The following is a 25,114-nucleotide window of genomic DNA, read 5'->3' as shown; positions in this document are numbered from 1 at the left end:
GCCGCGCGTCATGCGGGCGCTGGCGCGGATCTTCGCGGGGCTGACCGCGCTCGCCGTCATCGCGGCGGGCGCGTTCTGGTTCGTCATGCTCGAATTCCAGGAGCCGGGCACGCTCGCCGAGGAGACGATCGTCCAGGTCCCGCGCGGGACCGGCCTCAACGCCATCGCCGACCGGCTGGTCGAAGCCGACGTGATCGACAATCGCTGGATATTCATCGCCGGCGTATACGCCAACCGGCAGGAGCGCGCGCTCCAGGCCGGCGAATACGCCTTTCCGGCGAATGTCAGCCCGGAAGAGGCCATGACGCTGATGGCCACCGGCCAGACCGTCACCTATTCCGTCACGGTCCCGGAGGGCCGGACGTCGGCTGAGATCGTCGCCACCCTCCAGGAGGAGGACCGGCTGACGGGAGAGATCGAAAGCGTTCCACCCGAAGGATCGCTCCTGCCGGAAACCTATCACTATGTCCGGGGCGACAGCCGGGAAAGCATCCTCGACCGTATGGAGGCGGCGATGGACGAGGCGCTGGCGTCAGCGTGGGAGGACCGGGAGGAGGGGTTGCCCTACGAGACGCCGGAGGAAGCCCTCACCATGGCCTCGATCATCGAGAAGGAGACCGGCGTTGCCGGCGAACGGCCGATGGTCGCCAGCGTCTTCGTCAACCGGCTGCGTCGGGGCATGCCGCTGCAATCGGACCCGACGGTGATCTACGCGCTGACGGAAGGGGCCGCCCCGCTGGGCCGGGAATTGCTGCGCACGGATTGGGCGTTCGAATCCCCCTACAACACCTATCACGTTGCAGGACTGCCGCCGGGACCGATCGCCAATCCCGGCATCCAGTCCATCCAGGCGGCCCTGAATCCCGCCGACACCGACTACCTCTATTTCGTCGCCGACGGCACTGGCGGCCATGCCTTCGCCGAGACCCTGGCCGAACACAACCGCAACGTCGCCCAATGGCGCCGCGTCCGCCAGCAGTCGGAGGAGTGACAACAAGCCCCGTACTCCGCCTGCCATGGACACCGTATGGATGCTGGATCAAGTCCAGCATGATGTTGTTTTTATTGGTCATTCCGGACTTGATCCGGAATCCATAGGCCCTTGCCGCATCACCGGCACAGGAAGAGGAAGGCGCTACCCCTGCAGCGCCCCGTGGCCCAGGAGGATGAGCGCGAAGACGCTGGCGCCGAACAGGACCAGCGCGACCGCCTCGCGGACGGCAATGGTGAGTTCGGAACGATCGGCATCCCGATCGAACGGCAGATGGGCCATGGCGAGCCCTCCGATATAGTTTCATCAATATTAGATGAATTTTAAATAGCGCCGTCCAGCGCTCTTTTGGATGACCGCCGTCACAGCGCCGTCTCCCGCGCCCTTTCCTCCTGCTCCAGCGACGGTTTCCGGGGCATCCGCGCCAGCAGCCGGTCGGTCAGCGACGGCGGCAGCGCGCCTACCATCCAGACGCCGAAATAGATGGGGAAGGGGAAGGCAATGCGCGCCCGGTCGCGGGCCAGGCCGCGCCGGATGATCCTCGCCGCCTTCGCGGCGTCCATCAGCAGGGGCATCCGGAACGGGTTGACCGACGTCATCCGCGACCGCACGAAGCCGGGGCAGATGACGCTGACTTGCACGCCCCTGGGCTTCAGCGCGCCGCGCAGGCTTTCGCCATAGATCCTGACGGCGGCCTTCGACGCGCAATAGGCGGGCGTGCTGGGAAAGCCGCGGAAGGCGGCGAGGGAACTCATCAGCGCGATCTGGCCGCGCCTGCGGGCCGCCATGCGCTCGATCAGCGGATGAACGGTGTTCAGGACGCCGTCGAGATTGGTCGCGAAGATCCGCCGTGCCTGCTCATCGCTTTCCTTGCCGCCGCTGGTCCCGCCGGAGATGCCGGCATTGGCGATGACGAGGTCGATCGGCGTCGCCTCGTCGACGGTCGCCAGCCAGTCGGCGAGGAAGTCGCGATCGGTCACGTCGATCGTCGCGGCGCGCACCTCCGCCCCGGCCGCCCGGCACTTGGTCGCGACCTCGTCCAGCCGGTCCAGGTCGCGCCCGGTCAGGATCAGGGTCTTCCCTTCTGCGGCGTAGTCTAGCGCCAGCGCCTCGCCTATGCCGCTCGACGCGCCGGTGATCAGGATCGTCTGGGGCTCGCGCATGAGGCTCCGTTCCGTCGGAAGGTTGTTGCCGTCAGGCATCCGGGGCTATAAGGACCGCGCTTTGCCTCATTGGCAACCCGTTCGGCCGAAACCCTCAAGACCTGAACCCCGCAGACCCATGGACGCCTCCTCACCCGCCCTTTCCAGCATGACCGGCTTCGCGCGCGTCGAAGGCGGGGAGGGCGCGCTCTCCTGGGTGTGGGAGGCGCGCAGCGTCAACGGCAAGGCGCTGGACCTGCGCTGCCGGCTGGCGTCTGGTCACGAGAGGCTGGAGCCCGTGGCGCGGGCGGAGCTCGCCCGCCGCTTCAAGCGCGGCAACGTCACCGTCTCCCTGACCGTCGCGCGCGTCGCCGGCGCGTCGGCCTATGCGATCAACCGGCCGTTCCTGGAGGAGGTGCTGGCGGTCGCCCGCTCCGCCGATCCGGAGACGCCGCCGCGCATCGACGCGCTGCTGGCGGTGCGCGGCGTGGTGGAGCCGGTGACGGGCGATGGCGAGGCCGACGCCGAAGCGAGCGCGGGTCCGATCGAACGCGATCTGCGAATCTTGCTCGACCGTCTGGCCGAAGCCAGGGCGGAGGAGGGGCGACGTCTCGCCTCGGCGCTGGGCGGCCATATGGAGAAGATCGAATCGCTGGTCGCCGAGGCGGCCGCCACCGCCGCCGTCCAGCCGGAGGCGCTGAAGGAGAGGCTGCGCACGCAGGTCACGGCCCTCCTCGACGCCTCGCCGGCGCTGTCGGAGGAACGGCTGGCGCAGGAAGCGGCCCTGCTGATACTGAAGGCCGACGTTAGGGAGGAGCTTGACCGGCTGACCGCCCATATCGCCCAGGCCCGCCAGCTTCTCGGCTCCGGAGAGCCGTCCGGCCGGCGGCTGGATTTCCTCTGCCAGGAATTCAACCGCGAGGCCAACACCCTTTGTTCCAAATCGTCGGACGTGGCGCTGACCCGTATCGGGCTCGACCTCAAGGCGACGATCGATCAGTTCCGTGAGCAGGTGCAGAACATCGAATGACCCCAGAGGCGGCCACCCCGCCGGCCGCGGCCGGCGACACCCATCCCGAAATCCATCGTCGCGGGCTGATGCTTGTGCTGTCCTCGCCCTCGGGCGCGGGGAAGACCACGATCTCCCGGCAGTTGCTGGAGCGTGACGAGAATTTGGCCATGTCCGTCTCCGTCACCACCCGCCCGATGCGGCCGGGGGAAGAGGAGGGGGTGGACTATTATTTCGTCTCGCCCGAACGGTTCCGGCAGATGGTGGCGAACCGGGAGCTTCTTGAACACGCGAAGGTCTTCGGCCACGAATACGGCACGCCCCGTTTCGCCGTGGAGGCAGCGCTGTCCGAAGGCCGCGACGTCCTGTTCGACATCGACTGGCAGGGCACCCAGCAGCTTCGCGATTCCGCGCGCGGCGATTTGGTCAGCATCTTCGTCCTGCCGCCCTCCGCCGAGGCGCTGGAAAGCCGCCTGCGCTCCCGCGCCCAGGACAGCGAGGAGGTGATCGCCGGCCGGATGGCGAAGGCGTCGGAAGAGATCAGCCACTACCCGGAATATGACTACATCATCGTCAACAAGGTGCTGCGCAAGAGCGTAACCCAGGCCGAAGCCATCCTCCGCGCCGAACGCCTGAAACTCGCCCGCCAGACCGGCCTCTCGGACTTCGTGCAGGACTTGAAGAACGACCTATAACCTACCCTCTCCCCTTGTGGGAGAGGGAGGGACCCGCGAAGCGGGAGGGTGAGGGGTCTCGTTCTTCAAACGCCCTCGCCAGCCGCGCGAACCCCGCCACGTCGATCTCCTCCGCGCGCGCGGTCGGCGGCAGTTCCGCCGCTTCCAGCAACGCCTCGGCGTTCCCCAGCGTCTTCAGGCTGGCGCGCAGCATCTTCCGGCGCTGGCCGAAGGCGGCCGCCACCACCGTCTCCATCGCCGCCCAGGATGCCGGCTCCGGCGTCGGGCGCGGCGTCAGATGGACGATTGTCGACTCCACCTTGGGCGGCGGGGTGAAGGCGCGGGGCGGCAGGGTCATGACGGGCCGGGCTTCGGCCTTCCATTGGGTCATGACCGACAGCCGGCCGTAATCCTTTGTGCGGGGACGGGCGACCAGCCGGTCGGCGACCTCCTTCTGGAACATCAGCGTCAGGCTGCGGAACGCGTCCATCCGCTTCAGCCAGCCCAGCAGCAGGGGCGTGGCGACGTTGTAGGGCAGGTTGGCGACCACCGCGCGCGGGGCGGGGGCGAGATCCACCGGATCGGCCTCCAGCGCGTCGCCCTCGACGATGGTGAGCCGCCCTCCCGCCGCCGCCTGGAGGTCGGCCAGCGCCGCGACGCAGCGCGGGTCGCGCTCCACCGCCACCACGGCGCGGGCGTCGGTGGCCAGAAGGGCGCGGGTCAGCCCGCCGGGGCCGGGCCCCACCTCCATCACCGTGACGCCCGAAAGGTCGCCGGCCGACCGCGCGATGCGGGCCGTGAGGTTGAGGTCCAGGAGGAAGTTCTGTCCCAGCGCCTTGCGCGCCCCCAGCTCGTGGCGCGCGATCACCTCCCGCAGCGGCGGCAGGGCGGCAGGATCGAAGGGCGTCCGGCCGGGGCTGTCTCCCGGATCAGCCAAGATCGTTCGCGACGGCGGCGCGGCGCGCCCGCTGGGCGGCGGTGCGGTCGGCCAGCTCCAGCGCGGCGATGAAGCTCTCGGCGCTGGCGATGCCCTTCCCGGCGATGCTGAGCGCCGTGCCATGGTCGGGGGAGGTGCGGACGAAAGGCAGGCCCAGCGTGGTGTTGACGCCCCGGTCGAAATCCAGCGTCTTGATCGGGATCAGCGCCTGATCGTGATACATGCAGATCGCGGCGTCGTACTGCGCCCGCGCCCGCTCGTGGAACATCGTGTCCGCCGGGTGCGGCCCGTCGACCGCCAGCCCCATGGCGCGCAGTTCGTCCACCGCCGGGCGGATGATCTCATCCTCCTCGGTCCCCAAGCCGCCCTTCTCCCCGGCATGGGGGTTGAGGCCGGTGACCGAGAGGCGCGGCGGCGTCAGCGAGAAGTCCCGATTCAGCGCGTCGGCGGTGACCAGCGCGCAATGGATGATGGCTTCCTTCGTCAGCAGCGCCGGCGCCTCGCGCAGCGGCACATGGATCGTGACCGGCACCACGCGCAATTCGGAACAGACCAGCATCATCACCGGCCGGGTCTTGGTTCCCGAAAGATCGGCGAGGAACTCGGTATGGCCGGGGAAGGCGAAGCCGCTTTCGTAGAGGGCGCTCTTCTGGATGGGGTTGGTCACCACCGCCGCCGCGCGTCCTTCGCAAGTCAGCGTTACGGCCTGTCGGATGCTGTCCATCACGGCCCGGCCGTTCTTCGGGTCCGGGCGGCCGGGGATGGATTCGACCGCCATCTCCAGCGGCAGGACCGGTAGCGCCTGGTCGAACGCCTCCACAGCGTCCTCCGGCCGGTCGATGGCTTCGACCGGCAACCGCCAGCCCAGATGATCCGCCAGCGTCTTCACCCGCTGCGGGCTGTCGATCAGGAAGAAGGGCGGCAGGCCGCGATCGTAGCGCACGCTCCAGGCCGCCAGCGTGATCTCCCCGCCGATGCCGGCCGGTTCGCCCATCGTGACGGCAAGCGGCAGAGGCGCGCGCCGCGCCATCACACGCGGACGTCGATGAACGCCGCCGCCCGCAGGTCGCGCAGCAGGCGACGCTGCAGCATGTCCACCCGCTGGATGCCCAGGCTGCGGGCGATGTCCTCGCGGGACGGGCCGGCATTGTCCGGCTCCTCACGGTCGCAGACCATGAAGAAGACGGCCCCGTCCTGCGCCCGCTGAACCCCGGTGGCCTGCCCGACCTCCAGGTCGGCGACCAGCTCGCTCAGCGCCGGCGGCAGGTTGCGGATCTCGCCTCGCCCGGCATCCGTCGTCCCGCCCACGCCCAGCGCGTCGGCTTGCGCCTGAAGGGAATCGCAGCCGTCGACGGCGGCGCGGGCTTCCTCCACCCGCGCCACCACGCCGGCCACGTCGGCCTGGGTCGGATTGGGCGGGTAGGGGATGGCCAGCCGGCGCAGGCTGATGACCGTGTCGCCCGGATCGGGCAGCAGCGCGCGCCGCTGATCGCGCAGCAGCAGGATGTGATAGCCCATCACCGTGCGGATCGGGCTGGACACCGTGCCCGGCTCCATCGCGGCGACCGCCTCATCCAGGGCGGGATCCAACTGTCCTTCGATCACCCAGCCCATGTCGCCGCCCTGGGCCGCGCCGGCGGACTGGCTGAATTGCCTTGCCACGGCAGAGAAGCTGGCGCCGGCCCTGATCTGCTGGACCAGGCTCTCGGCAAGCTGCCGCACCCGGGCCTCCTGGCTCGGCTCGTCAACGGACAGGAAGATCTCCGCCAGCAGATATTCCGGGCGGCCGCGATCGGCCTCCATCCGGCTCAGGACGTCGTTGATTTCCTCCTCGCCGATATTCACCTGGGTCGCCAGCCGCCGCTGCACCATCTCGCTCCAGGCGATGTTGGTGCGGATCTGCGCCTCCAGGGTGGAAAGGGGGATGCCCGCCTGTCCCAGCATCTGGCGCATCTGGTCGGGCGACATGCCGTTCTGCGAGGCGACGGTCGCCACCGCCTCCTCCACGCGCGCCGGGTCGACCTCGATGCTCAGACGCTGCGCCTCCTGGCGTTGCAGCGTCTCGTCGATCAGCGACCGCAGCACCTGGGGACGCAGCCGGTCCCGGTTCTCCGCCGTGTCGGCCAGCCCCGAGGTCAGGAGCCCCAGCCGCAGCCGGGCCTCCAGGTCGGAGGTGGAGACGATGTCGTCATTCACGACGGCCGCGATGCTCTCGCTGGCCGACTGGGCGTAGGCGCCGCCGGCTACCGTCAGGCAGATCAGCAGCAGGGGCGCGAAGATGCGGAAGGCTCGGATCATGGCTCGCCGGATTAACAGGCTTGGAGGCGGCGGTAAACAGTCATGCACGGGTTCAGCCATCCTCCAGATGCAGCAGCGTGGCCGTGCCGATCATCAGCGCGATCAGCGCCGGGCTCCAGGCCGCCATCAGCACGGGGATGCTTTCCGCCAGCCCCAGCGCCAGGACCAGGTCGTTCATCAGGAATAAAGTGAAGCCCGTGACCACCCCGCCGATCACCATCACCAGCGCCCCGCCGCGCCGCGTCTGGCGCAGAGAGAAGGCGGCGGCGAACAGCACCATGGCCGCCAGCAGGAAGGGCTGGGCCAGCAGGGCGTTGTAGTAGATGCGGTGGCGCAGGCTGGAGAAGCCGGTTTCCTCCAGCGTCCGGATGAATTCCGGCAGGTCCCAGAAGGACAGCGTCTCCGGCGTGGCGAAGCTGTCCTCTATGCTCTGCGGCGTCAGGTCGGTCGGCAGCCGGTAGGCCGGCACGAACCGCGGCTGTTCGGCGCCCATGGTTACCCGGGCGGACAGCATCTCCCAATAGCCGTTCCTCAGCGTCATGCGCTCGGCGTCGATGCGACCCTCATATTCGTTCTCCGGCCCGTAGAGGAAGACGATGGCGTTCTCCAGCGCCACCTCCTCCGGATCGGTCTGGGTGGCGAAGATGATCGCGCTGCCGTCCTCGCTGCCCTGGCGCAGCCAGATGCCCCCGCCTGAGATTTCCAGGAAACTGGTCCGGCCCTCGAAATAGGCCGCCTCCATCTGCTCGTACTTGGTCAGCATCGCCGCGCCGATCGGGTTGATCACCCCGATCTTGGCGACGCCCAGCCCGGCGGCGACCACCAGGACGGGGAACAGGAACTGCCAGACTGACACGCCGGCCGCCCGCGCCACCACCAGCTCCTGGCTGCGCGTCAGCCGCCAGAAGGTGAACATGGCGCTGAACAGCACGGCGAAATGGAACAGCGTCTGGACCGTCTCCGGCAGCTTCAGCAGCGTCAGCTTCAGCACCACGCCGAAGCCGATGGCGTCGCGGGACGCCGCGCGGCGCAGCATCTCCACGATCTCGAACAGCCAGATGACGCCGGTGAGGATCAGCATCAGCCCCAGGAACCACATCAGGTACTGGCGGGCGATGTAGAAGGAAAGCGTGCGGGACAGTCTGATCATGTCGCGTTCCGGTCGGTCAGGCCGTCGCGTGGAGGATGCGCCGCCGCCACGCGCCCGGCCGGCGGTGCATCAGCAGGATCCCGGCCACCATGGCCGCCAGCGGCAGCGCGTAGAGCGCGGGGAACAGGGAAGCATTCTCCTGTGATGCGCTCGACAGGCCCATATAGCAGGCCTGCAACAGCACCACGGCGGCGATGGCGCCCAGAAGCCGGCCGTTCTGGCCGCGCCGGCTGAACTCCCCGGACAGCAGCGCGCCCATCGCGATCGCGACGAAGCCGAACGCCATCAGGGGGCTGGACAGGCGCTGGTGGCCCTCGCTGCGCAGTTCCACAGACTGCGCGGCCTCCCAATTGTCCTCCATGTCGGGGTTCAGAAGCTCTCCGATGAAGCGCTCGTCGGCGTCCCGGTTGCGGACGGCGTCGGCCACCTGCGGCTCCAGCGTCTGCAAATCCACCGCATACTGGTCGAAATAGAGGACGTTGACCTGGTTCGTCGCGCGCACCGCTTCCTGCCGGTTGCCGTCGAACAGCACCACCTGCGGGCCGGCATCGGCGTTCACCAGCGCGCCGCGCTCCGCCACCATCGTCACCGGCTCCGCCGGGTCGCGGTTGTCGTGGATCAGGATGCCCGAAAGCTCCCCGTTGCGCGCCCGCTCCCGGATATAGACGGTCAGCCCGTCCGACAGGGCGTTGAACTGGCCCTCGCGCAGGAACAGGGCGGAATAATCGGCGCGGACCACAGTCCGGATGTCACGGAAGGTCTGGTTGGACACCGGCACGAAATAGAGATTGAGCGCCATCACCGCCAGCGCCACGACGATCGCCATGGCCGCCGCCGGCAAGGCCAGCCGCACCGGCCCCATGCCCGCCGCCCGCATCACCACCAGCTCGCTGTCCTGGAGCAGGCGGTTGTAGGTGAACAGCACCGCGCCGACCATCGCCACGGGTATGACGACGGTCAGGAACTTCGGTAGCGACAGCACCACCATCTGGAGGAAGATGCCGAACGGCGCGGACCCGTCGACGATCACCTCGATCAGCCGCAGGGACTGGGTGAGCCAGATCGCGAAGGTCAGCACGGTCGTCGAGATCACGGTCGCGACGGCCAGATGACGGAAGATGTAAAGGCTGATACGGTTCATCGCCGCGCACTATATACGAGCCGCCGGGGCAGGGGGAAAGGCCGTGGACGACCTTTCCGCCATATTGTCCTGGCGCGTCTCCGGATCCTTCTTCGCCGGCCGCCGCCATTTCCTTCCGGCGCGCGGGGCTCAACCGAAACGCAAGACCGAGGGCTTTTGAATGAAGATCAGCTTTGCCGATTTGTCGCTGCCCAAGAAGGGCGCCGTGGTCGCCGGAATCCTGTCCGACGGGGCTCTGACACCGGCCGCCGCCTCGCTTGACGAGAAGACCGGAGGGCTGGTCGGCCGGGCGCTTGCCGCCGCCCCGCGCTTCAAGGGCAAGCGGGAAGACCTCCTGTCCATCGTCGCCCCCTCCGGAATCGACGCCGACCGGATTCTCCTGGTCGGGCTGGGCGACGCGGGCAAGCTGGACGCCATCGCGTTGCAGAAGGTCGGTGGCGTGGTGCTGGCGAACCTCTTTCGCATGAAGGATGCGGAGGCAACGATCCTGCTCGACGGCGTGGAGGCGGAAGATTCGGCGGCGGATGTCGCGTTCGGCGCTCTCCTGCGCTCCTACCGGTTCGACAAGTACCGCACGACCCGGAAGCCGGAGGCGCTGCCTGCCCTCGCCAAACTGACGGTGGGTTCGGCGAACAAGGCCGCGGCCAAGAAGGCGTTCGCCCGGCTGGAGAAGATCGCCGACGGCGTCTTCCTGACCCGCGACCTGGTGACGGAGCCGGCCAACGTCCTCTATCCCGAAAGCTTCGCCGAACGGTGCCTGGAGCTGGCCTCGCTGGGCGTCGAGGTCGAGGTGCTGGACGAAAAGAAGATGAAGAAGCTGGGCATGGGCGCGCTGCTCGGCGTCGGGCAGGGCTCCGTCCGCGACAGCCGGCTCGTCGTCATGCAGTGGAAGGGCGGCAAGGATAAGGACCAGCCCGTCGCCTTCGTCGGCAAGGGCGTGACCTTCGACACCGGCGGCATCTCCATCAAGCCGGCCGGCGGGATGGAGGACATGAAGTGGGACATGGGCGGCGCCGGCGTCGTCACAGGGCTGATGAAGGCGCTGGCCGGCCGGAAGGCGAAGGTGAACGCGGTCGGCGTGATCGGGCTGGCGGAGAACATGCCATCCGGATCGGCGCAGCGCCCGGGCGACGTGGTCACCTCCATGTCCGGTCAGACGATCGAGGTGCTGAATACCGACGCCGAAGGCCGCCTCGTGCTGGCCGACGCACTCTGGTACGCCCAGGACCGGTTCAAGCCCCGCTTCATGGTCAATCTGGCGACCCTGACCGGCGCGATCATCGTGTCGCTCGGCACGGACTATGCCGGCCTGTTCGCCAATGACGACGAACTGTCCGATCGTCTGACCGCCGCCGGCAAGGCGGTGGAGGAGCATCTGTGGCGGATGCCGCTCGGCGACAGCTACGACCGGCAGATCGACAGCGACATCGCTGACGTCAAGAACATCTCAGGCAGCCGCAATGGCGGGGCCATCGTCGCCGGCCAGTTCCTCCAGCGCTTCGTCAACAAGACGCCGTGGGCGCATCTGGACATCGCCGGCGTCACCTGGTCGAAGAAGGATACGCCCACCGTGCCCAAGGGCGGCACGGCCTTCGGTGTCCGCCTGCTCGACCGTCTCGTCGCCGATCATTACGAAGGCTGATGACGGAGATCCGCTTCTACCATCTCGTCCGCAAGTCGCTGGACCAGGCGCTGCCCGAACTCCTGGAGAAATGCCGGGAGCGCGGGTGGCGCGCGGTGGTCATGGCAGGGTCGGAGGACAGGGTGGAATCCCTCGTCCAGACGCTCTGGACCTATAGCGAACGCAGCTTCCTGCCCCATGGCGGCGCGAAGGACGGGGAGGCGACTCGGCAGCCCATCTGGCTGACCGTCCAGGACGAAAACCCGAACGGCGCCACCGTGCTGTTCCTGACCGACGGCGCGAACTCCGCCCGCATCACCGACTACAATCTGGTCTGCGACCTGTTCGATGGCAACGACACCGAAGCGGTCGCGCAGGCGCGGGAACGCTGGAAGCATTGCCAGCAGGCCGGCCATACGCTGGCCTATTGGCAGCAGGGGGAAGCGGGAAACTGGCAGGAGAAGCGCCGCGTGGAAGGCGGCGGCGGGCCTTCGGAGGCGGATGCCTAAAGCGCCAGCGCCGGATCGTCGTCCGCGTCGCGATCCTGTCGAAGCGCGGCTAGAACATTGTCGCGCTCCTCCGCGATGGCGGCCATGTCGCGCGGATGGGCTATCTCCGTCGCGCAGCCATCGTGGACGGCGCGGGCGTGGCGGGCGACCAGCCGTCTCTGGTCGGCAGTCAGCGGCTCCCCCGCGATCAGCCTCAGCACCTGCAACAGCCGGAGGCCCGCGGCGCGCGACCCGTGGACGTGCGGGCGCATATTGTCCAGGAAATGATCGGCCATGGTCTCGAAGGTGATAGGGGTCTCGATCAGCCTCGCCGCGCCGGCTTCATCTCGCCAGACACGGCGCACTGGCGCCTTCCGGGCGAGGAGGCAGAGCGCCGATCCCGCCCAGTTCATGGCCGTGATCGCGGTGAACGGATCGTTGACCGCCGGCGAAAGCGCCCTCACCGCCACCTCGACAAGCTGGTCGATGATGAAGACGATGTCCTGGTTGGCGGTGCGCTCGTCGCCCAGCGCCACCACTTCCGCCAGGGCGTCCGAATCCTCTTCGGTCAGCGGATTCTCCCCCGCAACCGTCAGCAGGGGGCGCCCCTGCACGGCGAACCCGCCCTGCGGACAGGCGAGGCGGACCACCAGTCCGCGCTCTGCCGCCAGCTCTATCAGGGCGTGGCGGTTGACATTCTGTACATAGCCCGATCGCGGCGCGTTCACGGCCTGTCGGCGCCCGGTTTCGGGCGGGACGTCTCCGCCGCCGGCGCCGTCTTCCTCCAGCCCTGCGATATGGTGCTGAAGGTTGTGGCCCAACTGTCCCAGGATGTTTGAGATGTTCAGCATCTCCGGGACGTGGTGGATGAAGTAGATCAGCACCGTCAGGCTCGCCAGCGTCAGGCCCAGCGCCGTTATCACCGAAAGACGCGGGAGGAACGCCTCTTCACCGTCGCCACGGGTCGAAACCAGGACGGTTATGCAGAAGGCGAAAGTGGCGACGAAGACGCCCAGCGTGACCTGATTGCCCCGATCGCTCATGAAATTGGTGATCAACCGGGGACCGAACGTGCCGGAGGCGTGGGCGAAGGCAGCGATGGTGAGGGAGAAGGCCACGCCGGCGACCGTGATCATCGATCCAGCGATGGCGCCCATCAGGGTGCGGATCGCGCCCGCATCGTCTGGCGTCAACCAGCCGACGGCGCGGGGCCAGCCATCGACGCGGTAATCGATAAATAGGGTGAGGGCGGCTACTGCCAGAGCGAGAATCAGCAGCAGGGTAGGCAGGAACCAGTAGCTGGCGCTGACCGACCGGAACAGCCGGAAGGGCAGGCGGTGGACGGCCCGGAGGTTCATCCGGTCGCCTCCAGAGCCTCCTGGGCGGCCAGCCAGCTTTCCTCGGCTTCCGCGATTCGGCTGGCGGTCTCGTGCAGCCTGATCTGCAATTCCGTCACCTTTTCAGGCGGGCCGTCATAGAGGCCGGAATCGGCCAGCTTGCCCTCCAGCGCCGCGCGCTCCCTCTCCAGCTTCGCGATCAGCGCCTCCGCCTCCTTCGCCCGGCGGCGCAACGGGGCCTGGGCGGCGCGGTTCTCCGCCGCCGCCCGCCGGACATCCTTGCGGTTGGCGATGTCGGCGCCGTCCGTCTTTTCCGCCCGAAGCTCCGCCCGTTCCTGGCGACGCTGTTCGTTCAGCAGTTTCCGGTAATCGTCGATATCGCCGTCGAACGGGCTGACCGTCCCGTCGGCGACCAGCCACAGCCGGTCGGCCGTCAACTCGATCAGGTGCGGGTCATGGGTGATCAGCACCACCGCGCCTTCATAGGCGTTGATCGCCTGGACCAGCGCCTGCCGGCTGTCGACGTCCAGATGGTTGGTCGGCTCGTCCAGCAGCAGGATGTGCGGCGCGTCGCGGCTGACCAGCGCGAACAGCAGCCGCGCCTTCTCGCCGCCGGACATGTCGGCGATCTTCGTCTCCGCCCGCTTCTGGGGGAAGCCGAAGCGGCCCAGATGGGCGCGGACCTTCTCCTCCGTGGCCGGCTTCATCCAGGCCATCGCCTGGGCCAGCGCCGTCAGGCGCGTGTCCAGCTCCTCCGTCTGGTGCTGGGCGAAATAGCCGACCTTCAGCTTCGACGACTTGCGGACCGTGCCGTCCAGCGGCTTCAGCCGGTCGCCCAGCAGCTTGACGAAGGTGGATTTGCCGTTGCCGTTCGCGCCCAGCAGCGCGATCCGGTCCTCCCCGTCCAGCCGCAGAGACAGGCCGGACAGCACGATTTTCTCCCCATAACCGGCCTTGACGCCCTCCAGCGTCAACAGCGGGGGGGACAGGGGTTCCGGCGAGGGGAAGTCGAAGGTGACGGTCCGCTCATCGGCGACCGACGCGATCGGCTCCATCCGCTCCAGCGCTTTGATGCGGCTCTGCGCCTGCCGGGCCTTCGACGCCTTGTAGCGGAACCGGTCGATGAAGGCCTGCATGTGCCGCCGCTGGGCAAGCTGCTTGGTCTGCTGGGCCGCCAGATGCTCCAGCTTCATCCGCCGCGTGCGTTCGAACTGGTCGTAGCCGCCGGCGTAGGAGATCAGCTTGCCGTTATCCAGATGGATGGTGGTGTCGACGACGCGGTTCAGCAGGCCGCGGTCATGGCTGACCATCAGCATGGTCGCCGGATAGGATTTCAGGAACCCCTCCAGCCACAGCGCCGCCTCCAGGTCCAGATGGTTGGTCGGCTCGTCCAGCAGCAGCAGGTCGGGGCGGGTGAAAAGCGTCGCGGCCAGGGCCACGCGCATCCTCATGCCGCCGGAGAATTCCCGGCAGGGGCGGGCCTGCGCGCTGTCGTCGAAGCCAAGGCCGCTCAGGATCGCGCCGGCCCGCGCCGGGGCGGCATGGGCCTCGATGTCGGCCAGCCGTGTGTGGATTTCCGCGATCCGGTGCGGGTCGGTCGCCGTCTCGGCATCCGCCAGCAGGGAGGCGCGTTCCTTGTCGGCGGCCAGCACCGTCTCCAGCAGGCTCCGATCGCCGTCGGGCGCCTCCTGCGCGACGGTGCCGATTCGCCAGCGTTGCGGCACGGCGATTGACCCGCCGTCGGACGCGATAGTCCCCAGGATCAGGCGCAGAAGCGTCGTCTTGCCGGTGCCGTTCGGACCCACGAGGCCGACGCGATGGCCCTCATGGACGGCCACCGTCGCCTCGTCGAACAGGGTACGGGCGCCGATGCGGTAGGTGAGGTCATTGATCTGAAGCATGGCGGGGGCTTGATAGCATGGCTTTCCGGGGTCGGCGAGGCGGGCGGTTGCCCCGCGACGCCGGGCCGTATATAAGGCCGCGCACTTTCAATCCCAACAGCGCTTCCAAGGAACTGCAATGGCCGTCGAACGGACCCTTTCGATCATCAAGCCGGACGCCACCCGCCGCAACCTGACCGGCAAGATCAACGCCCGGTTCGAGGAGCAGGGCCTGCGCATCGTCGCGCAGAAGCGCCTTCACCTGACCGGCGATCAGGCCGGCAAGTTCTACGCCGTCCACGCCGAACGCGCCTTCTTCAACGATCTCTGCGCCTTCATGACCTCCGGCCCGGTGGTCGTCCAGGTGCTGGAGGGTGAGAACGCCGTCGCCCGCAACCGCGAGATCATGGGCGCCACCAACCCGGCGAACGCCGCGGAAGGCACCATCCGCAAGGATTTCGCGGAATCGATCGAGGCCAACTCGGTCCACGGCTCCGACAGCGCGGAAAACGCCGCGACGGAAATCGCCTTCTTCTTCAGCCAGACCGAAATCGTCGGCTGAGCCCGGACGTTCCGGCTTCCTTGACGTCAGTCGAGGACAAGGGGAGGCTCCGGCCTCCCCTTTTTGTTTCTGGAAGTGGCCTCTCTCTCACCGCCAGTGGAGCGGCGGCGGCCCATGGAATCCAGCCTCCGCTGGAATGACCAATAAAAACAATGTCATGCTGGACTTGATCCAGCATCCATGGGAAGTCAACGCCGTACGGATTCCGGCTCGAAGGCCGGAATGACCAACATGGGAAACCTCACAGCCGAACTGTCAGAACATGTGTGACGCTCATGACGACCTCGTCACCTATCCGCCGCTCGGTACGCTGAAGCCGGTCGCCGACGATGTCTGGATCGTCGACGGGCCGGTCATCCGGTTCGGGCCCGCCTGGGCGCGGATGCCGTTCCCGACGCGGATGACCATCATCCGCCTTCCCGGAAACGCGCTGTTCGTCCATTCGCCGACGCCGCTGACGGACGGGTTGAGGGAGGAGGTTGCGCGGATCGGACGGCCGGCATGGATCGTCGGCCCGAACCGCATCCACTATTGGTGGATACCCGACTGGCGGGATGCCTATCCCGATGCCGAGATTTACCTGGCCCCGCGCATCCGGGAGCAGGCGCGCGGCCGGATCGACTTTCCCGCCCGCGAGCTGGCCGGCGAAACCGGCTATCCCTGGGACGAAGCCGTCGCGACCCTGCCGATCGAAAGCGGCTACATGACGGAGGTGGAGTTCTTCCATCGCCCCAGCCGGACGCTGGTCCTCACCGACCTGATCGAGAATTTCGAGCCGGAGAAGCTTGGGTCCCTCTGGACGCGCTGGCTGACCCGCCTCGGCGGCGTTCAGGATCCCGACGGGCAGATGCCTCGGGACATGCGCCTCACCTTCTCCCGCCACAAGGCGACGCTCCGCCGGGCGGTGGAGACGATGATCGGCTGGAAGCCCGATCGGGTCATCCTCGCCCACGGGCGCTGGTATCAGGAGGATGGAGAGGCGGAACTCCGCCGCGCGTTCCGCTGGCTTCTATGAATCGGGAAGGGCCATCGGCCCCGCGATCATCAGAGCAGGAACAGCGCCATGATGATCAGCAGCAGCGACACGCCGACGATGCTGTACGTGCTGAACTTGAGGAACCCGGACCAGAAAGCCTGCCGCGCCTCCAGCATCTCGTCTTCTCCAAGGCGCTTACCGTCGGTCGCCATCGATGCCTCACGATCGTCACAGAAACTAAGGGCTAATTAGAGTCCCGGCGGCGCTTAATCAAGCGAAATCAGGTCATCTCGTCGCAGGACGATCAGCGCGGCGGGGACAGCAGAACCTCTTGTTCCCAAACAGTTCCGTCCAGTTCGACCTCGCCGCCGCCCATCCGGGCGCGGCCTTCGGCGACCAGCTTCAACGCCATCGGATAGGCCTTGTGCTCCGCCACCAGCACCCGCGCCGCCAGCGCGTCGGGCGTGTCGCCCGGCATCACCGGGACGGCGGCCTGCGCGATGATCGGTCCGTCATCCATCTCCGCCGTCACATAATGGACGGTGCAGCCGGTGACGCGCACGCCGGCCGCCAGCGCCTGCTCATGGACATGCAGCCCCTTGAAGGCCGGCAGCAGGGAAGGGTGGATGTTGACCATCCGTCCCGCCCAGCGGTCGACGAAGCCCGGGGTCAGCAGCCGCATGAAGCCGGCGAGGCAGACCAGCTCCGCTCCCACCTCCTCCAGCGCCGCCGTCAGCGACGCCTCGAAATCCTCCCGCCCCGGATGGGCGCGGTGGTCGATGACCCGCGTCGGGATGCCGGCCGCTTCCGCCCTGGCCAGACCGGCGGCTCCGGGACGGTTGGAGATGACGGTGACGATCTCCGCCGGGAAGGCGGGATCGGCGCAGGAGTCCAGCAGGGCCACCATGTTGCTGCCCCGCCCGGAAATCAGCACGGCCGCCTTCAGGCGCGCCACGCCGCCTCCGCCCCGTCGATGCGGACCCGCTCGCCATCGCCGTCCTGGGCGCGTTCGACATGGCCGATGCGGCTGGCGGTCTCGCCATGGTCGCGCAGCAGCGCCAGGGCCTCCTCCGCGCGCGCCTCAGGCACGAGCACGACCATGCCAATGCCGCTGTTGAAGGTGCGCGCCATCTCGGTTTCGCTCAAATCCCCCGCGCGCTTCAGCCAGCCGAAAACCGGCGGCATCGTCCAGGCGGCGGCGTCCAGCCGCACGCCCAGCCCGTCGGGCAGCACCCGCGGGATATTCTCCAGAAGCCCGCCGCCGGTGATGTGGGCGAAGGCGTTCGCCGCCCCGGCTTCCAGCAGCGCCAGCGCGCTCTTCACATAGATGCGGGTCGGCGTCAGAAGCGCCTTGCCCAGCGTCCGCCCGCTGTCGAATGGCGCCGGCGCATCGTAGCGCAGCCCCTGCTCCTCCACGATCCGGCGGACCAGCGAGAAACCGTTGGAATGGACGCCGGTTGAGGCCAGCCCCAGCACGACGTCGCTTTCCGCCACCCTGTCGCCGGTCAGCAGTCGGTCGCGTTCCGCCGCGCCGACGGCGAAGCCGGCCAGATCGTAGTCGCCACCCGCATAGAGCCCCGGCATCTCCGCCGTCTCTCCGCCGATCAGCGCGCAGCCCGCCTGCCGGCAGCCTTCCGCGATGCCGGCGACGACGGCTTCGGCCTGGTCGACCTCCAGCTTGCCGGTGGCGAAATAATCCAGGAAGAACAGCGGCTCGGCGCCCTGCACCACCAGATCGTTCACGCACATCGCAACAAGATCGATGCCGACCGTGTTGTGCATACCGGCATCGATCGCGATCTTCAGCTTCGTGCCGACCCCATCGGTCGCCGCAACCAGCACGGGGTCCTTGAACCCTGCGGCCCTGGGATCGAAAAGGGCGCCGAAACCGCCCAGCCCGCCCATCGCGCCGTTGCGAAGCGTGCTTTTGGCGTGGGGTTTCAGGGCGTCGACGAACCTGTTGCCGGCATCGATGTCCACGCCGGCGCGCCGGTAGGCGTCGCCCCTGGCGGGAGGGCTGGCGGAAGATGGGGTGGTGATGGCAACCTCGCGCATGCTGGCGTATAACGGGCCTGCCTCGGCCGCGCCGAACATAGCCGAAACGGAACTCTTTGCAATGCTCCAACGCCTCGCGACTCTCGCCATCCTGTCCGTTCTGCTGGCCCTTCCGACGGGCGTCCGGGCGCAGGATGGCGCGGTGATCGAAACGCTGCCGCTGGAGCCGCCGGGAGCCGCGCAGGCTCAACCCGCGCCCGCGCCTCCTCCCGCGCCGGCGGCGACGCAGTCCGACGCCCTCTATACCGTGTCGGGGGTGGAGGTCGACGTCACCGCCGGCACGGCCTCCGAGGCGCGGGACCAGGCCTTTTTCCAGGGGCAGGGCATCGCGCTCGGCCAGCTCGCAGAACGGCTCGGCGTCAGCCAGGCGGAGCTTGATCCATCCAGCCTGCCGCCGGAGACGGTCGCGCGCCTGCTGCAGAGCTTCCAGGTGGAGGAGGAGCAGACGGCCGCCGGCCGCTACATCGCGACCCTCACCTATTCCTTCCGGCCCGAAGAGGTCCGCCAACTCCTGAGCAGCCGCGGCGCGACTTTCGCCGCGCCGCCGACCCAGCCGGCGCTCATCATCCCGGTCTATCGGGGCGAATCGGGCACGCGCCTCTGGGACAGCCCGAACCCCTGGCTCGCCGCCTGGCTGGACTTCCCGGACGGCAACAGCCTGGTGCCGGTCGTGGTGCCGTTCGGCGACCTCCAGGACATGCGGGAGGTCGACATCGACGCCGCGCTGTCGGGCGACACGGCGGCGCTGGAGACGATGGCGCAGCGCTATGGCGCGCGGGAGGTGGTGGTCGCGGTCGCCGAACCGCAGGGCGAATCCCTGTCGGTGACCGTCAACCGCTATGGCGGCCGGACGTCGGGCGGTTCCGAACAGATTTCCGTCCCACAGGCGGCAGAGGGGGAGGAGGGGGCGAACCAGCTTGCACTGGCGGTCGAACAGACCACCGCCCTCCTGGACGAATCCTGGCGCTCGCAGGCGCAGGTCCAGTCGGGCGAGCGCAACAGCATGACGGTGCTGGTGCCGCTCGCGGGGACCGGAGACAGCTGGTTCAACATCCAGGAGCGGCTGCGCCAGGTGCCGACGGTGGTCGAGGCCGACATCCTCAGCCTGTCCCCGCGCGAGGCGGTGGTCGATATCCGCTTCATGGGCAGCGAGGCGCAGTTTCGGGAGGCGATCGCCCAGCAGAACCTGACCATCCGCGAAGGCGTCTATGCACCCGAGCTTCGGCTGACGGGCGCGTTCTGATCCTGACAGGTGTCTGCGACAGGTATTGCCGCCCGTGTTCGAACGTGTCTTCAAGATGGGCGCGACGCTGCCCAACCTCGTCAGCCTGGGCCGCCTCTGCGCGTCGCCGGTCACCGTCTGGCTCGTCCTGATCGGGGAGTTCCAGTGGGCCTTCTGGCTGTTCGTCGTGTCCGGCGTCAGCGATGCCGTGGACGGCATCCTGGCCCGCCTGCTGAAGGCGCGGAGCGTGCTGGGCACCTATCTCGATCCGATGGCGGACAAGGCGATGCTCGTTGGCGCGTTCTTCGCTTTGGGCTATGCAGGCGTGATGCCGGTGTGGATCGTGGTCCTGGTCGTGTCGCGGGACCTCTTCATCATCGGCGGCGCGGTGCTGGTCCACACGCTGGCCGCGGGCGACGGGCCGATAAGGCCGTCGGCGATCAGCAAGATCAACACCTTCCTTCAGATCGTGCTCGCGGGCATCGGCCTGGCGGTGGGGGCGTTCGAGCTTGAGGCCTACGGGCTGGTGCCGCCGCTGGCCTGGGCGGTGGCGGTCACCTCGGTGGTGTCGGGCCTCGGTTATCTGGTAGAGGCGGGCCGCCGGATCGGATTGGAGGAAGTCTCATGACGGAAGCACGGAATCTGCGCTTCTGGCTGATCGGGCTGGTCGTCCTCTGCCTGCTGCTGTGGCTGCTGTCGGGCATGCTGATGCCCTTCGTCATCGGCATGGCGATCGCCTATCTGCTCGACCCGCTGGCCGATCGGCTGCAAAGGCTCGGCCTGCCTCGCTGGGTGGCGACCACGCTGGTGCTGCTGCTCTTCGCGGTCATCGTGATCCTGCTGCTGGTGCTGCTGGTGCCGATCCTCCAGAACCAGATAGCCCAGTTCATCGAGGCGCTGCCCTCCTACCGTGAATCGCTTCAGAACCTTCTGGCCCCGATCATCGGCCAGCTTCGCGACCAGATCGCCCAGCAGGATTTCGAGGAGGTCCGGTCCGCCGTCGGGGATTATGCCGGCAAGGCGCTGTCATGGCTGGGCACGGCGCTCGGCGGTCTCTGGCGCGGCGGGCTCGCCGTCATCGACGTGGTGTCGATCCTGGTCATCACGCCGGTCGTCGCCTTCTACCTGCTGCGCGACTGGGACGTGATGACGGACCATATCGACGAGCTGCTGCCCCGCCGGAGCGCCGCCACCATCCGGAGCCTTGCTCGTGAGGTCGACCGCACGCTCGCCAGCTTTGTGCGCGGGCAGGGGACGGTCTGCCTCGTGCTGGGCAGCTTCTACGCCATCGCGCTCGCCTTTGCTGGTCTGGATTTCGGCATCCTTGTCGGGCTGATGTCCGGCATCCTCAGCTTCATCCCCTTTGTCGGCACGATCGTCGGCTTCGTGGCCTCGATGGGCATCGCGCTCGTCCAGTTCGACAGCTGGACGATGTGGGCCGTAATCGCCGGCATATTCGTCTTCGGCCAGGTGGTGGAGGGCAACTTCCTGACGCCCAAGCTGGTTGGCGATTCCGTCGGGCTGCATCCGGTCTGGGTGATGTTCGCACTGCTCGCCGGCGGCAGCCTGTTCGGCTTCACCGGCGTGCTGCTGGCGGTGCCGGTGGCGGCGATCATCGGCGTGCTGATTCGGTTCTTCATCGGCCGCTACCGGGCCAGCGCCTATTATCATGATGAGGCGGTGATCCTTGATTCCGGCGGCGAACGCGCCCCCGCTTCGGACAATCCCTCCGCCATCGACGGCCGGCCGTGACGCCGGCCCGGCAGCTTCCGCTCGACCTCGGCCATCGGCCGGCGATGGGGGCGGAGGATTTTCTGGTCGCAGACAGCAATTCCGACGCCGTCGCCTGGCTGGACCGCTGGCCCGACTGGCCGGCCCCGGCGCTCGTGCTCCACGGCCCTGCCGGATCGGGCAAGACGCATCTGACCCAGGTCTGGCGGCATCGCACGAACGCCGTGACCGCGGACCCCGCGACCCTCGCCGACGCCAACCCCCTGGCGCTGATCTCCGCGCGCGGCGCGGTCGCCATCGACGATGCGGAGGCCGTGTGCGGCACGCCTGGCGAAACGATTCTCTTCCATCTCTACAATCTGGCGCGCGAACAGGGCGGCCATCTGCTGCTGACGGCGGGGCGTCCGCCCTCCCGCTGGCCGATCCGGCTGCCGGACCTCGCCTCCCGCCTTCGCGCCGCCCCGGCGGTAGCGGTCGCCGAACCCGACGACAGCCTGCTGGGCGCAGTGATGGTGAAGCTGTTCGCCGACCGGCAGGTGAGGGTGGGGGTGGAGGTGGTGGCCTATCTGCTGCCGCGCATCGAACGCAGCTTCGCCGCCGCGCGGCGGGTGGTGGCGGCGCTGGACGCCGCCAGTCTCGCCCGAAGGGGGCCGATCACCGTGCCGCTGGCGCGCACGGTTCTGGACGAACTTGAAAGACAGGAAGGATAGGAACGATGGATCTGGGCCTTAAGGGACGCAAGGCGATCGTCTGCGCCGCCAGCAAGGGGCTGGGCCGTGCCTGCGCCATGGCGCTGGCGGCCGAAGGGGTCGACCTCGTCATCACCGCGCGGACGGAGGCGACGCTGGAGAAGACGGCGCGGGAGATCACGGACGCGACCGGCGTCCACGTCACCCCCGTCGCCGGCGACATCACCACCGATGCCGGGCGCGCCGCCGCGCTGGCGGCCTGCCCGTCGCCGGACATACTGGTCAACAATGCCGGCGGCCCGCCGCCCGGCGATTATCATGATTGGGGGCGGGAGGAATGGCTTGCGGCCGTGGAGGCCAACATGCTGACCCCGATCCTGCTGATCAAGGCGGTCGCTGACGGGATGATCGAGCGGAAGTTCGGCCGCATCGTCAACATCACCTCCAGCGCGGTGAAGGCGCCGATCGGCATCCTCGGCCTGTCCAACGGCGCGCGGGCCGGCCTCACCGGTTTCGTCGCCGGGCTGGCGCGGGAGACGGTGGCCCACAACGTCACGATCAACAATCTGCTGCCCGGCCCGTTCGACACCGACCGGCTGCAGCAGAACATCGTCGCCGGGGCCAAGCGCACCGGTAAGGACGCGGAGGAGATTCGGAAGGCCCGCATGGCCTCCAACCCGGCCCGCCGTTTCGGCCGGCCGGAGGAATTCGGCGCCGCCTGCGCCTTCCTCTGCGCCTCGGGGTCCGGCTTCATCACGGGGCAGAACCTGCTCCTGGACGGCGGCGCGTTCCCCGGCACCCTCTAGAGAGGTTCCAGGCGGCGGGAGGCGGCGTTAATTCCGGGTCAAGGATTGAGGACTAAAGCTGGGAGGGTGACCGGACAACCATAGAGCCCCGAATCGAATGAGGATAAGCGGCGTCAGGCCCACCTTCCTGGTCTGGACATTGTCCGCGCTCTTCATGGCGATGATCGTCGGCGTCTTCCTGTCCCATTCCCTGCATGACTACCGTCACCGCCGGCAGGTGATCCTGGACGACGTTTCCTCCATCGCCCGTATCGTCAGCTCCCGCGCCGCCCATTCCTACGCCAGCGCGGTCAACCTGCTGCTCAAGACCCGGCAGCGGCTCCAGATGGCCGACCTCTCCCCCGGTCAAATCCTGGCCGAGGAATCGTATCAGGGGGTCGGCGTCGCGGCGATGGGGCTGATCGGTCTCGACGGCAGGATGATCGCCACCTCCAGCGGCGAGGGCGTCGGGGCCGACTTTTCCGGCCGTGACTATTTCCGGGCCATCGTCGACGGCAAGGTCTGGGACGAAGCCGCCATCGGCTCGGCCGTTGTCGGCGACGTCAGCGGCGCGCGGATCATCCCGTTCGCGCTCCCCATCCGGGAAGCGGACGGGACGCTGATTGCGGTCCTGGCCGTCGGCTACGATCTGGGCGCTCGCGTCAACGCCTTCGATGACCAGAGGCTGGGCGACAGCGGTTACGTCTCCCTTACCCGGCTGGACGGCTCCACCATCTATCACGACGGAGGGGACGGCGATCACGGCCAATCCAGGGAAGGGCTGGCCGCCATCGCCAAGGCCCTGCCCGATCGGAACGCCAGCGGCGATCCGCTGCTGAGGGAGATCGCGGTCATCGGGCTCGATGGGAAGGCCGCCTTCTTCGGTCGGGTCGAGGGCGTGCCGATCCTCTCCCACGTCGCGGTCGATGTCGGCGAACTGATGCAGCCCTGGTGGACGCAGGAGCTTATCCACGGCTCTGTCATCCTGCTCAGCCTTTCCGGCCTCGGCGTCCTGACCTTCCTGCTGTCCGTCCAGGTCGCCCGCCGGGAGAGGCTTCAGCAGCGGGTCCAGGCGGCGGTCGGGCGGCTCGCCCGGCAGTCGGAAACGATCGGCCGGCTGCTGGAGGTCGCCCACGGCGCCGATGGCGTGCGCCCCGACGCCGCAGCGGAACTCGCCCGGACGCTGGGCGCCGACCATGCCAGCCTCTGGCGGCTGGGAAGCTCGGGCTTCCGGTGCATCGGCGTCCGTGACGCCGCCTTCCCCTCCCATGAGGGGCTGTCGCTGGATGCCGGACCGCTCGCCGACATGCACGATCCCGACTGCCGGGTCGCGCGGGTCCTGCCGGACGGGCTGGTCTTCCGCCAGGACGGAATGGCGCATTTCCGCTCCAACGTGGCGGTCGCGCCGATCAGGGTCGATGGCGCGCTGTGGGGAATCCTCGCCGTCGCCTGCTCCGTCGATTCATGGGCCGCGGACGAGCTGAACTTCATCACCGCCGCGACGCTGCTGGCGGCGCTGGACGTCCAGTCGGAAGCGCGCCTGCGGGCGCAGCGGGAGGCCGAGGCCGCCAGCCAGGCCAAGTCCGACTTCCTCGCCAATATGAGCCATGAGCTGCGGACCCCGCTCAACGCCGTCATCGGCTTCGCCCAGGCGGTGCGCCACCTGCCCGACCTCAGCCGGGACCGAATACAGGGCTATGCCGACAATATCGATTCCGCCGGCCGGCACCTGCTGTCGATCATCGACGACGTGCTGGACACCATCCGCATCGGCTCCGGCGCGCTGGAGGTCGACCGCGAACGGCAGCCGCTGGCCGGCGTGGTGGAGGAGGCGGTCGCCATGGTCTCGCCCCTGGCCGACTCCGGCGGCGTCCGGATAGAGATCCTGGCCCCGCCGGACCTTGCCGCCGTGATCGACCGGCGGCGGTTTCGCCAGGTGCTCATCAACCTTCTGGGCAACGCCATCAAGTTCACGCCGCGCGACGGGTCGGTCACGGTGGCGCTGGCGTCCGGCCCGGACGACACGGTCGAAATCCGCATCGTCGACACCGGCATAGGCATGGCGCCCGATAAGGTGGAGGAGGCGTTCCGCCCGTTCCAGCAACTGGCGTCCCCGCTCTCGAAATCCGTCGGCGGCGTTGGTTTGGGCCTGCCCCTGTCCAAGCAACTGGTCGAACTCCAGGGCGGCTCCCTCGTGATCTCGACCGCCCCCGCCAGAGGCCTGACCGCCATCATCACCCTCCCCGCCGCCGCCTGACGATTCTCCTTTTTGGTCATTCCCGACTTGATCGGGAATCCATAGGCCCTCTCCGCGTCGCCGACGGAGCAGGAGCAGGCAGCGTCAAGGCTTTCGTCGACACCGTATGGATGCCGGATCAAGTCCGGCATGACGGACTTTGGGAAGACAGCGGGCCCACATGGTTCGA

General features: G+C 68.2%; 25 protein-coding genes. 13 read left to right on the top strand and 12 right to left on the bottom strand.

The window, feature by feature from the left end; translation table 11 throughout:
• Nucleotides 1–10: 10 nt before the first annotated feature.
• Complete coding sequence (gene mltG / locus AAFN89_RS10250) at nt 11–991, top strand: endolytic transglycosylase MltG (RefSeq protein WP_347538697.1); 981 nt, start codon at nt 11–13, stop codon at nt 989–991.
• Between the two features lie 144 nt (nt 992–1,135).
• On the opposite strand, the gene AAFN89_RS10245 is transcribed toward mltG, so the two are convergent.
• Nucleotides 1,136–1,273, bottom strand: coding sequence for a hypothetical protein (locus tag AAFN89_RS10245; protein WP_347538695.1), 138 nt, complete (start codon nt 1,271–1,273; stop codon nt 1,136–1,138).
• Between the two features lie 80 nt (nt 1,274–1,353).
• A complete protein-coding gene (locus tag AAFN89_RS10240) occupies nt 1,354–2,154 on the bottom strand; it encodes an SDR family NAD(P)-dependent oxidoreductase (protein ID WP_347538693.1) in 801 nt (266 codons plus the stop codon).
• Nucleotides 2,155–2,272: 118 nt separating this feature from the next.
• Here AAFN89_RS10240 and AAFN89_RS10235 point away from each other — a divergent pair, with 118 nt between their 5' ends.
• Both AAFN89_RS10235 and gmk read left to right on the top strand, forming a co-directional pair.
• A complete protein-coding gene (locus AAFN89_RS10235) occupies nt 2,273–3,163 on the top strand; it encodes a YicC/YloC family endoribonuclease (RefSeq protein WP_347538691.1) in 891 nt (296 codons plus the stop codon).
• On the top strand, nt 3,160–3,837 hold the full coding sequence (gene gmk / locus AAFN89_RS10230) for a guanylate kinase (protein ID WP_347538689.1): 678 nt from the start codon (nt 3,160–3,162) through the stop codon (nt 3,835–3,837). The genes AAFN89_RS10235 and gmk overlap by 4 nt, the downstream gene beginning before the upstream one ends.
• A gap of 1 nt (nt 3,838) precedes the next feature.
• On the opposite strand, the gene rsmA is transcribed toward gmk, so the two are convergent.
• The 5 genes from rsmA to lptF are packed head-to-tail and all read right to left on the bottom strand — an operon-like array spanning nt 3,839 to nt 9,342.
• Complete coding sequence (gene rsmA, locus AAFN89_RS10225; RefSeq protein WP_347538688.1) at nt 3,839–4,753, bottom strand: 16S rRNA (adenine(1518)-N(6)/adenine(1519)-N(6))-dimethyltransferase RsmA; 915 nt, start codon at nt 4,751–4,753, stop codon at nt 3,839–3,841.
• Nucleotides 4,746–5,783 (bottom strand): 4-hydroxythreonine-4-phosphate dehydrogenase PdxA, encoded by a 1,038-nt coding sequence (gene pdxA, locus AAFN89_RS10220; RefSeq protein ID WP_347538686.1) that lies wholly within the window; start codon nt 5,781–5,783, stop codon nt 4,746–4,748. Before pdxA ends, rsmA begins: the two co-directional genes overlap by 8 nt.
• Complete coding sequence (locus AAFN89_RS10215; RefSeq protein ID WP_347538684.1) at nt 5,783–7,051, bottom strand: peptidylprolyl isomerase; 1,269 nt, start codon at nt 7,049–7,051, stop codon at nt 5,783–5,785. Before AAFN89_RS10215 ends, pdxA begins: the two co-directional genes overlap by 1 nt.
• Nucleotides 7,052–7,103: 52 nt before the next feature.
• The gene (gene lptG / locus AAFN89_RS10210; RefSeq protein WP_347538682.1) at nt 7,104–8,201 is read right to left on the bottom strand and encodes an LPS export ABC transporter permease LptG; all 1,098 of its coding nucleotides are present in this window, start codon (nt 8,199–8,201) and stop codon (nt 7,104–7,106) included.
• A 16-nt stretch (nt 8,202–8,217) separates the two neighbouring features.
• A complete protein-coding gene (lptF, locus tag AAFN89_RS10205) occupies nt 8,218–9,342 on the bottom strand; it encodes an LPS export ABC transporter permease LptF (RefSeq protein ID WP_347538680.1) in 1,125 nt (374 codons plus the stop codon).
• Nucleotides 9,343–9,502: 160 nt separating this feature from the next.
• Between lptF and AAFN89_RS10200 the strand changes: the two genes are divergently transcribed.
• Both AAFN89_RS10200 and AAFN89_RS10195 read left to right on the top strand, forming a co-directional pair.
• A complete protein-coding gene (locus AAFN89_RS10200) occupies nt 9,503–10,984 on the top strand; it encodes a leucyl aminopeptidase (protein ID WP_347538678.1) in 1,482 nt (493 codons plus the stop codon).
• Nucleotides 10,984–11,472, top strand: a complete 489-nt coding sequence (locus AAFN89_RS10195; RefSeq protein WP_347538676.1) for a DNA polymerase III subunit chi — start codon at nt 10,984–10,986, stop codon at nt 11,470–11,472. The genes AAFN89_RS10200 and AAFN89_RS10195 overlap by 1 nt, the downstream gene beginning before the upstream one ends.
• Here AAFN89_RS10195 and AAFN89_RS10190 read toward each other — a convergent pair.
• Nucleotides 11,469–12,809, bottom strand: a complete 1,341-nt coding sequence (locus AAFN89_RS10190) for a DUF2254 domain-containing protein (protein ID WP_347538674.1) — start codon at nt 12,807–12,809, stop codon at nt 11,469–11,471. The two genes, AAFN89_RS10195 and AAFN89_RS10190, sit on opposite strands and share 4 nt — an antisense overlap.
• Complete coding sequence (gene abc-f / locus AAFN89_RS10185; protein ID WP_347538671.1) at nt 12,806–14,689, bottom strand: ribosomal protection-like ABC-F family protein; 1,884 nt, start codon at nt 14,687–14,689, stop codon at nt 12,806–12,808. Before abc-f ends, AAFN89_RS10190 begins: the two co-directional genes overlap by 4 nt.
• A 118-nt stretch (nt 14,690–14,807) precedes the next feature.
• On the opposite strand from abc-f, the gene ndk reads away from it, so the two are divergent.
• Together ndk and AAFN89_RS10175 are read left to right on the top strand one after the other, a co-directional pair.
• Complete coding sequence (gene ndk, locus AAFN89_RS10180; RefSeq protein ID WP_347538669.1) at nt 14,808–15,230, top strand: nucleoside-diphosphate kinase; 423 nt, start codon at nt 14,808–14,810, stop codon at nt 15,228–15,230.
• Between the two features lie 262 nt (nt 15,231–15,492).
• On the top strand, nt 15,493–16,245 hold the full coding sequence (locus AAFN89_RS10175) for a DUF4336 domain-containing protein (RefSeq protein WP_347538667.1): 753 nt from the start codon (nt 15,493–15,495) through the stop codon (nt 16,243–16,245).
• A gap of 29 nt (nt 16,246–16,274) precedes the next feature.
• Here the strand turns inward: AAFN89_RS10175 and AAFN89_RS10170 are convergent, their stop codons facing one another.
• The 3 genes from AAFN89_RS10170 to purM all read right to left on the bottom strand — a co-directional run bounded on the left by AAFN89_RS10170 (nt 16,275) and on the right by purM (nt 18,261).
• Nucleotides 16,275–16,418 carry a hypothetical protein gene (locus AAFN89_RS10170; RefSeq protein ID WP_347538665.1) on the bottom strand — a complete coding sequence of 48 codons (144 nt, stop codon included), beginning with the start codon at nt 16,416–16,418 and terminating at the stop codon, nt 16,275–16,277.
• Nucleotides 16,419–16,510: 92 nt separating this feature from the next.
• Nucleotides 16,511–17,161 carry a phosphoribosylglycinamide formyltransferase gene (gene purN, locus AAFN89_RS10165; protein ID WP_347538663.1) on the bottom strand — a complete coding sequence of 217 codons (651 nt, stop codon included), beginning with the start codon at nt 17,159–17,161 and terminating at the stop codon, nt 16,511–16,513.
• Complete coding sequence (gene purM, locus AAFN89_RS10160) at nt 17,149–18,261, bottom strand: phosphoribosylformylglycinamidine cyclo-ligase (RefSeq protein WP_347538661.1); 1,113 nt, start codon at nt 18,259–18,261, stop codon at nt 17,149–17,151. The genes purN and purM overlap by 13 nt, the downstream gene beginning before the upstream one ends.
• Nucleotides 18,262–18,322: 61 nt before the next feature.
• On the opposite strand from purM, the gene AAFN89_RS10155 reads away from it, so the two are divergent.
• From AAFN89_RS10155 to AAFN89_RS10130, 6 genes are all read left to right on the top strand, one after another.
• Nucleotides 18,323–19,504, top strand: coding sequence for a DUF2066 domain-containing protein (locus tag AAFN89_RS10155; RefSeq protein ID WP_347538659.1), 1,182 nt, complete (start codon nt 18,323–18,325; stop codon nt 19,502–19,504).
• A gap of 34 nt (nt 19,505–19,538) precedes the next feature.
• The gene (locus tag AAFN89_RS10150; RefSeq protein ID WP_347538657.1) at nt 19,539–20,111 is read left to right on the top strand and encodes a CDP-alcohol phosphatidyltransferase family protein; all 573 of its coding nucleotides are present in this window, start codon (nt 19,539–19,541) and stop codon (nt 20,109–20,111) included.
• Nucleotides 20,108–21,235, top strand: coding sequence for an AI-2E family transporter (locus AAFN89_RS10145; RefSeq protein ID WP_347538655.1), 1,128 nt, complete (start codon nt 20,108–20,110; stop codon nt 21,233–21,235). The genes AAFN89_RS10150 and AAFN89_RS10145 overlap by 4 nt, the downstream gene beginning before the upstream one ends.
• Entirely contained in the window at nt 21,232–21,924 is a 693-nt protein-coding gene (locus tag AAFN89_RS10140; protein WP_347538653.1) for a DnaA/Hda family protein, read from the top strand. The genes AAFN89_RS10145 and AAFN89_RS10140 overlap by 4 nt, the downstream gene beginning before the upstream one ends.
• Nucleotides 21,925–21,929: 5 nt before the next feature.
• The gene (locus AAFN89_RS10135; protein WP_347538651.1) at nt 21,930–22,709 is read left to right on the top strand and encodes an SDR family oxidoreductase; all 780 of its coding nucleotides are present in this window, start codon (nt 21,930–21,932) and stop codon (nt 22,707–22,709) included.
• A 97-nt stretch (nt 22,710–22,806) separates the two neighbouring features.
• Nucleotides 22,807–24,945 (top strand): ATP-binding protein, encoded by a 2,139-nt coding sequence (locus AAFN89_RS10130; protein ID WP_347538649.1) that lies wholly within the window; start codon nt 22,807–22,809, stop codon nt 24,943–24,945.
• Nucleotides 24,946–25,114 lie beyond the last annotated feature (169 nt).

It is taken from the genome of Inquilinus sp. CAU 1745 (assembly GCF_039839375.1).
Taxonomy (GTDB): Bacteria; Pseudomonadota; Alphaproteobacteria; order DSM-16000; family Inquilinaceae; genus JBDOQU01.
The sequence above is the reverse complement of the archived record's forward strand: the minus strand, read 5'-3'. Positions and strand labels throughout refer to the sequence as shown.

Excerpts from the sequence above, each read along its gene's own strand:
- mltG (WP_347538697.1), top strand. The coding sequence starts at position 11 with ATGCGGGCGCTGGCGCGGATCTTCGCGGGGCTGACCGCGCTCGCCGTC.
- AAFN89_RS10245 (WP_347538695.1), bottom strand. The coding sequence starts at position 1,273 with ATGGCCCATCTGCCGTTCGATCGGGATGCCGATCGTTCCGAACTCACC.
- AAFN89_RS10240 (WP_347538693.1), bottom strand. The coding sequence starts at position 2,154 with ATGCGCGAGCCCCAGACGATCCTGATCACCGGCGCGTCGAGCGGCATA.
- AAFN89_RS10235 (WP_347538691.1), top strand. The coding sequence starts at position 2,273 with ATGGACGCCTCCTCACCCGCCCTTTCCAGCATGACCGGCTTCGCGCGC.
- gmk (WP_347538689.1), top strand. The coding sequence starts at position 3,160 with ATGACCCCAGAGGCGGCCACCCCGCCGGCCGCGGCCGGCGACACCCAT.
- pdxA (WP_347538686.1), bottom strand. The coding sequence starts at position 5,783 with ATGGCGCGGCGCGCGCCTCTGCCGCTTGCCGTCACGATGGGCGAACCG.
- AAFN89_RS10215 (WP_347538684.1), bottom strand. The coding sequence starts at position 7,051 with ATGATCCGAGCCTTCCGCATCTTCGCGCCCCTGCTGCTGATCTGCCTG.
- lptG (WP_347538682.1), bottom strand. The coding sequence starts at position 8,201 with ATGATCAGACTGTCCCGCACGCTTTCCTTCTACATCGCCCGCCAGTAC.
- lptF (WP_347538680.1), bottom strand. The coding sequence starts at position 9,342 with ATGAACCGTATCAGCCTTTACATCTTCCGTCATCTGGCCGTCGCGACC.
- AAFN89_RS10200 (WP_347538678.1), top strand. The coding sequence starts at position 9,503 with ATGAAGATCAGCTTTGCCGATTTGTCGCTGCCCAAGAAGGGCGCCGTG.
- AAFN89_RS10195 (WP_347538676.1), top strand. The coding sequence starts at position 10,984 with ATGACGGAGATCCGCTTCTACCATCTCGTCCGCAAGTCGCTGGACCAG.
- AAFN89_RS10190 (WP_347538674.1), bottom strand. The coding sequence starts at position 12,809 with ATGAACCTCCGGGCCGTCCACCGCCTGCCCTTCCGGCTGTTCCGGTCG.
- abc-f (WP_347538671.1), bottom strand. The coding sequence starts at position 14,689 with ATGCTTCAGATCAATGACCTCACCTACCGCATCGGCGCCCGTACCCTG.
- ndk (WP_347538669.1), top strand. The coding sequence starts at position 14,808 with ATGGCCGTCGAACGGACCCTTTCGATCATCAAGCCGGACGCCACCCGC.
- AAFN89_RS10175 (WP_347538667.1), top strand. The coding sequence starts at position 15,493 with ATGTGTGACGCTCATGACGACCTCGTCACCTATCCGCCGCTCGGTACG.
- AAFN89_RS10170 (WP_347538665.1), bottom strand. The coding sequence starts at position 16,418 with ATGGCGACCGACGGTAAGCGCCTTGGAGAAGACGAGATGCTGGAGGCG.
- purM (WP_347538661.1), bottom strand. The coding sequence starts at position 18,261 with ATGCGCGAGGTTGCCATCACCACCCCATCTTCCGCCAGCCCTCCCGCC.
- AAFN89_RS10155 (WP_347538659.1), top strand. The coding sequence starts at position 18,323 with ATGCTCCAACGCCTCGCGACTCTCGCCATCCTGTCCGTTCTGCTGGCC.
- AAFN89_RS10145 (WP_347538655.1), top strand. The coding sequence starts at position 20,108 with ATGACGGAAGCACGGAATCTGCGCTTCTGGCTGATCGGGCTGGTCGTC.
- AAFN89_RS10135 (WP_347538651.1), top strand. The coding sequence starts at position 21,930 with ATGGATCTGGGCCTTAAGGGACGCAAGGCGATCGTCTGCGCCGCCAGC.
- AAFN89_RS10130 (WP_347538649.1), top strand. The coding sequence starts at position 22,807 with ATGAGGATAAGCGGCGTCAGGCCCACCTTCCTGGTCTGGACATTGTCC.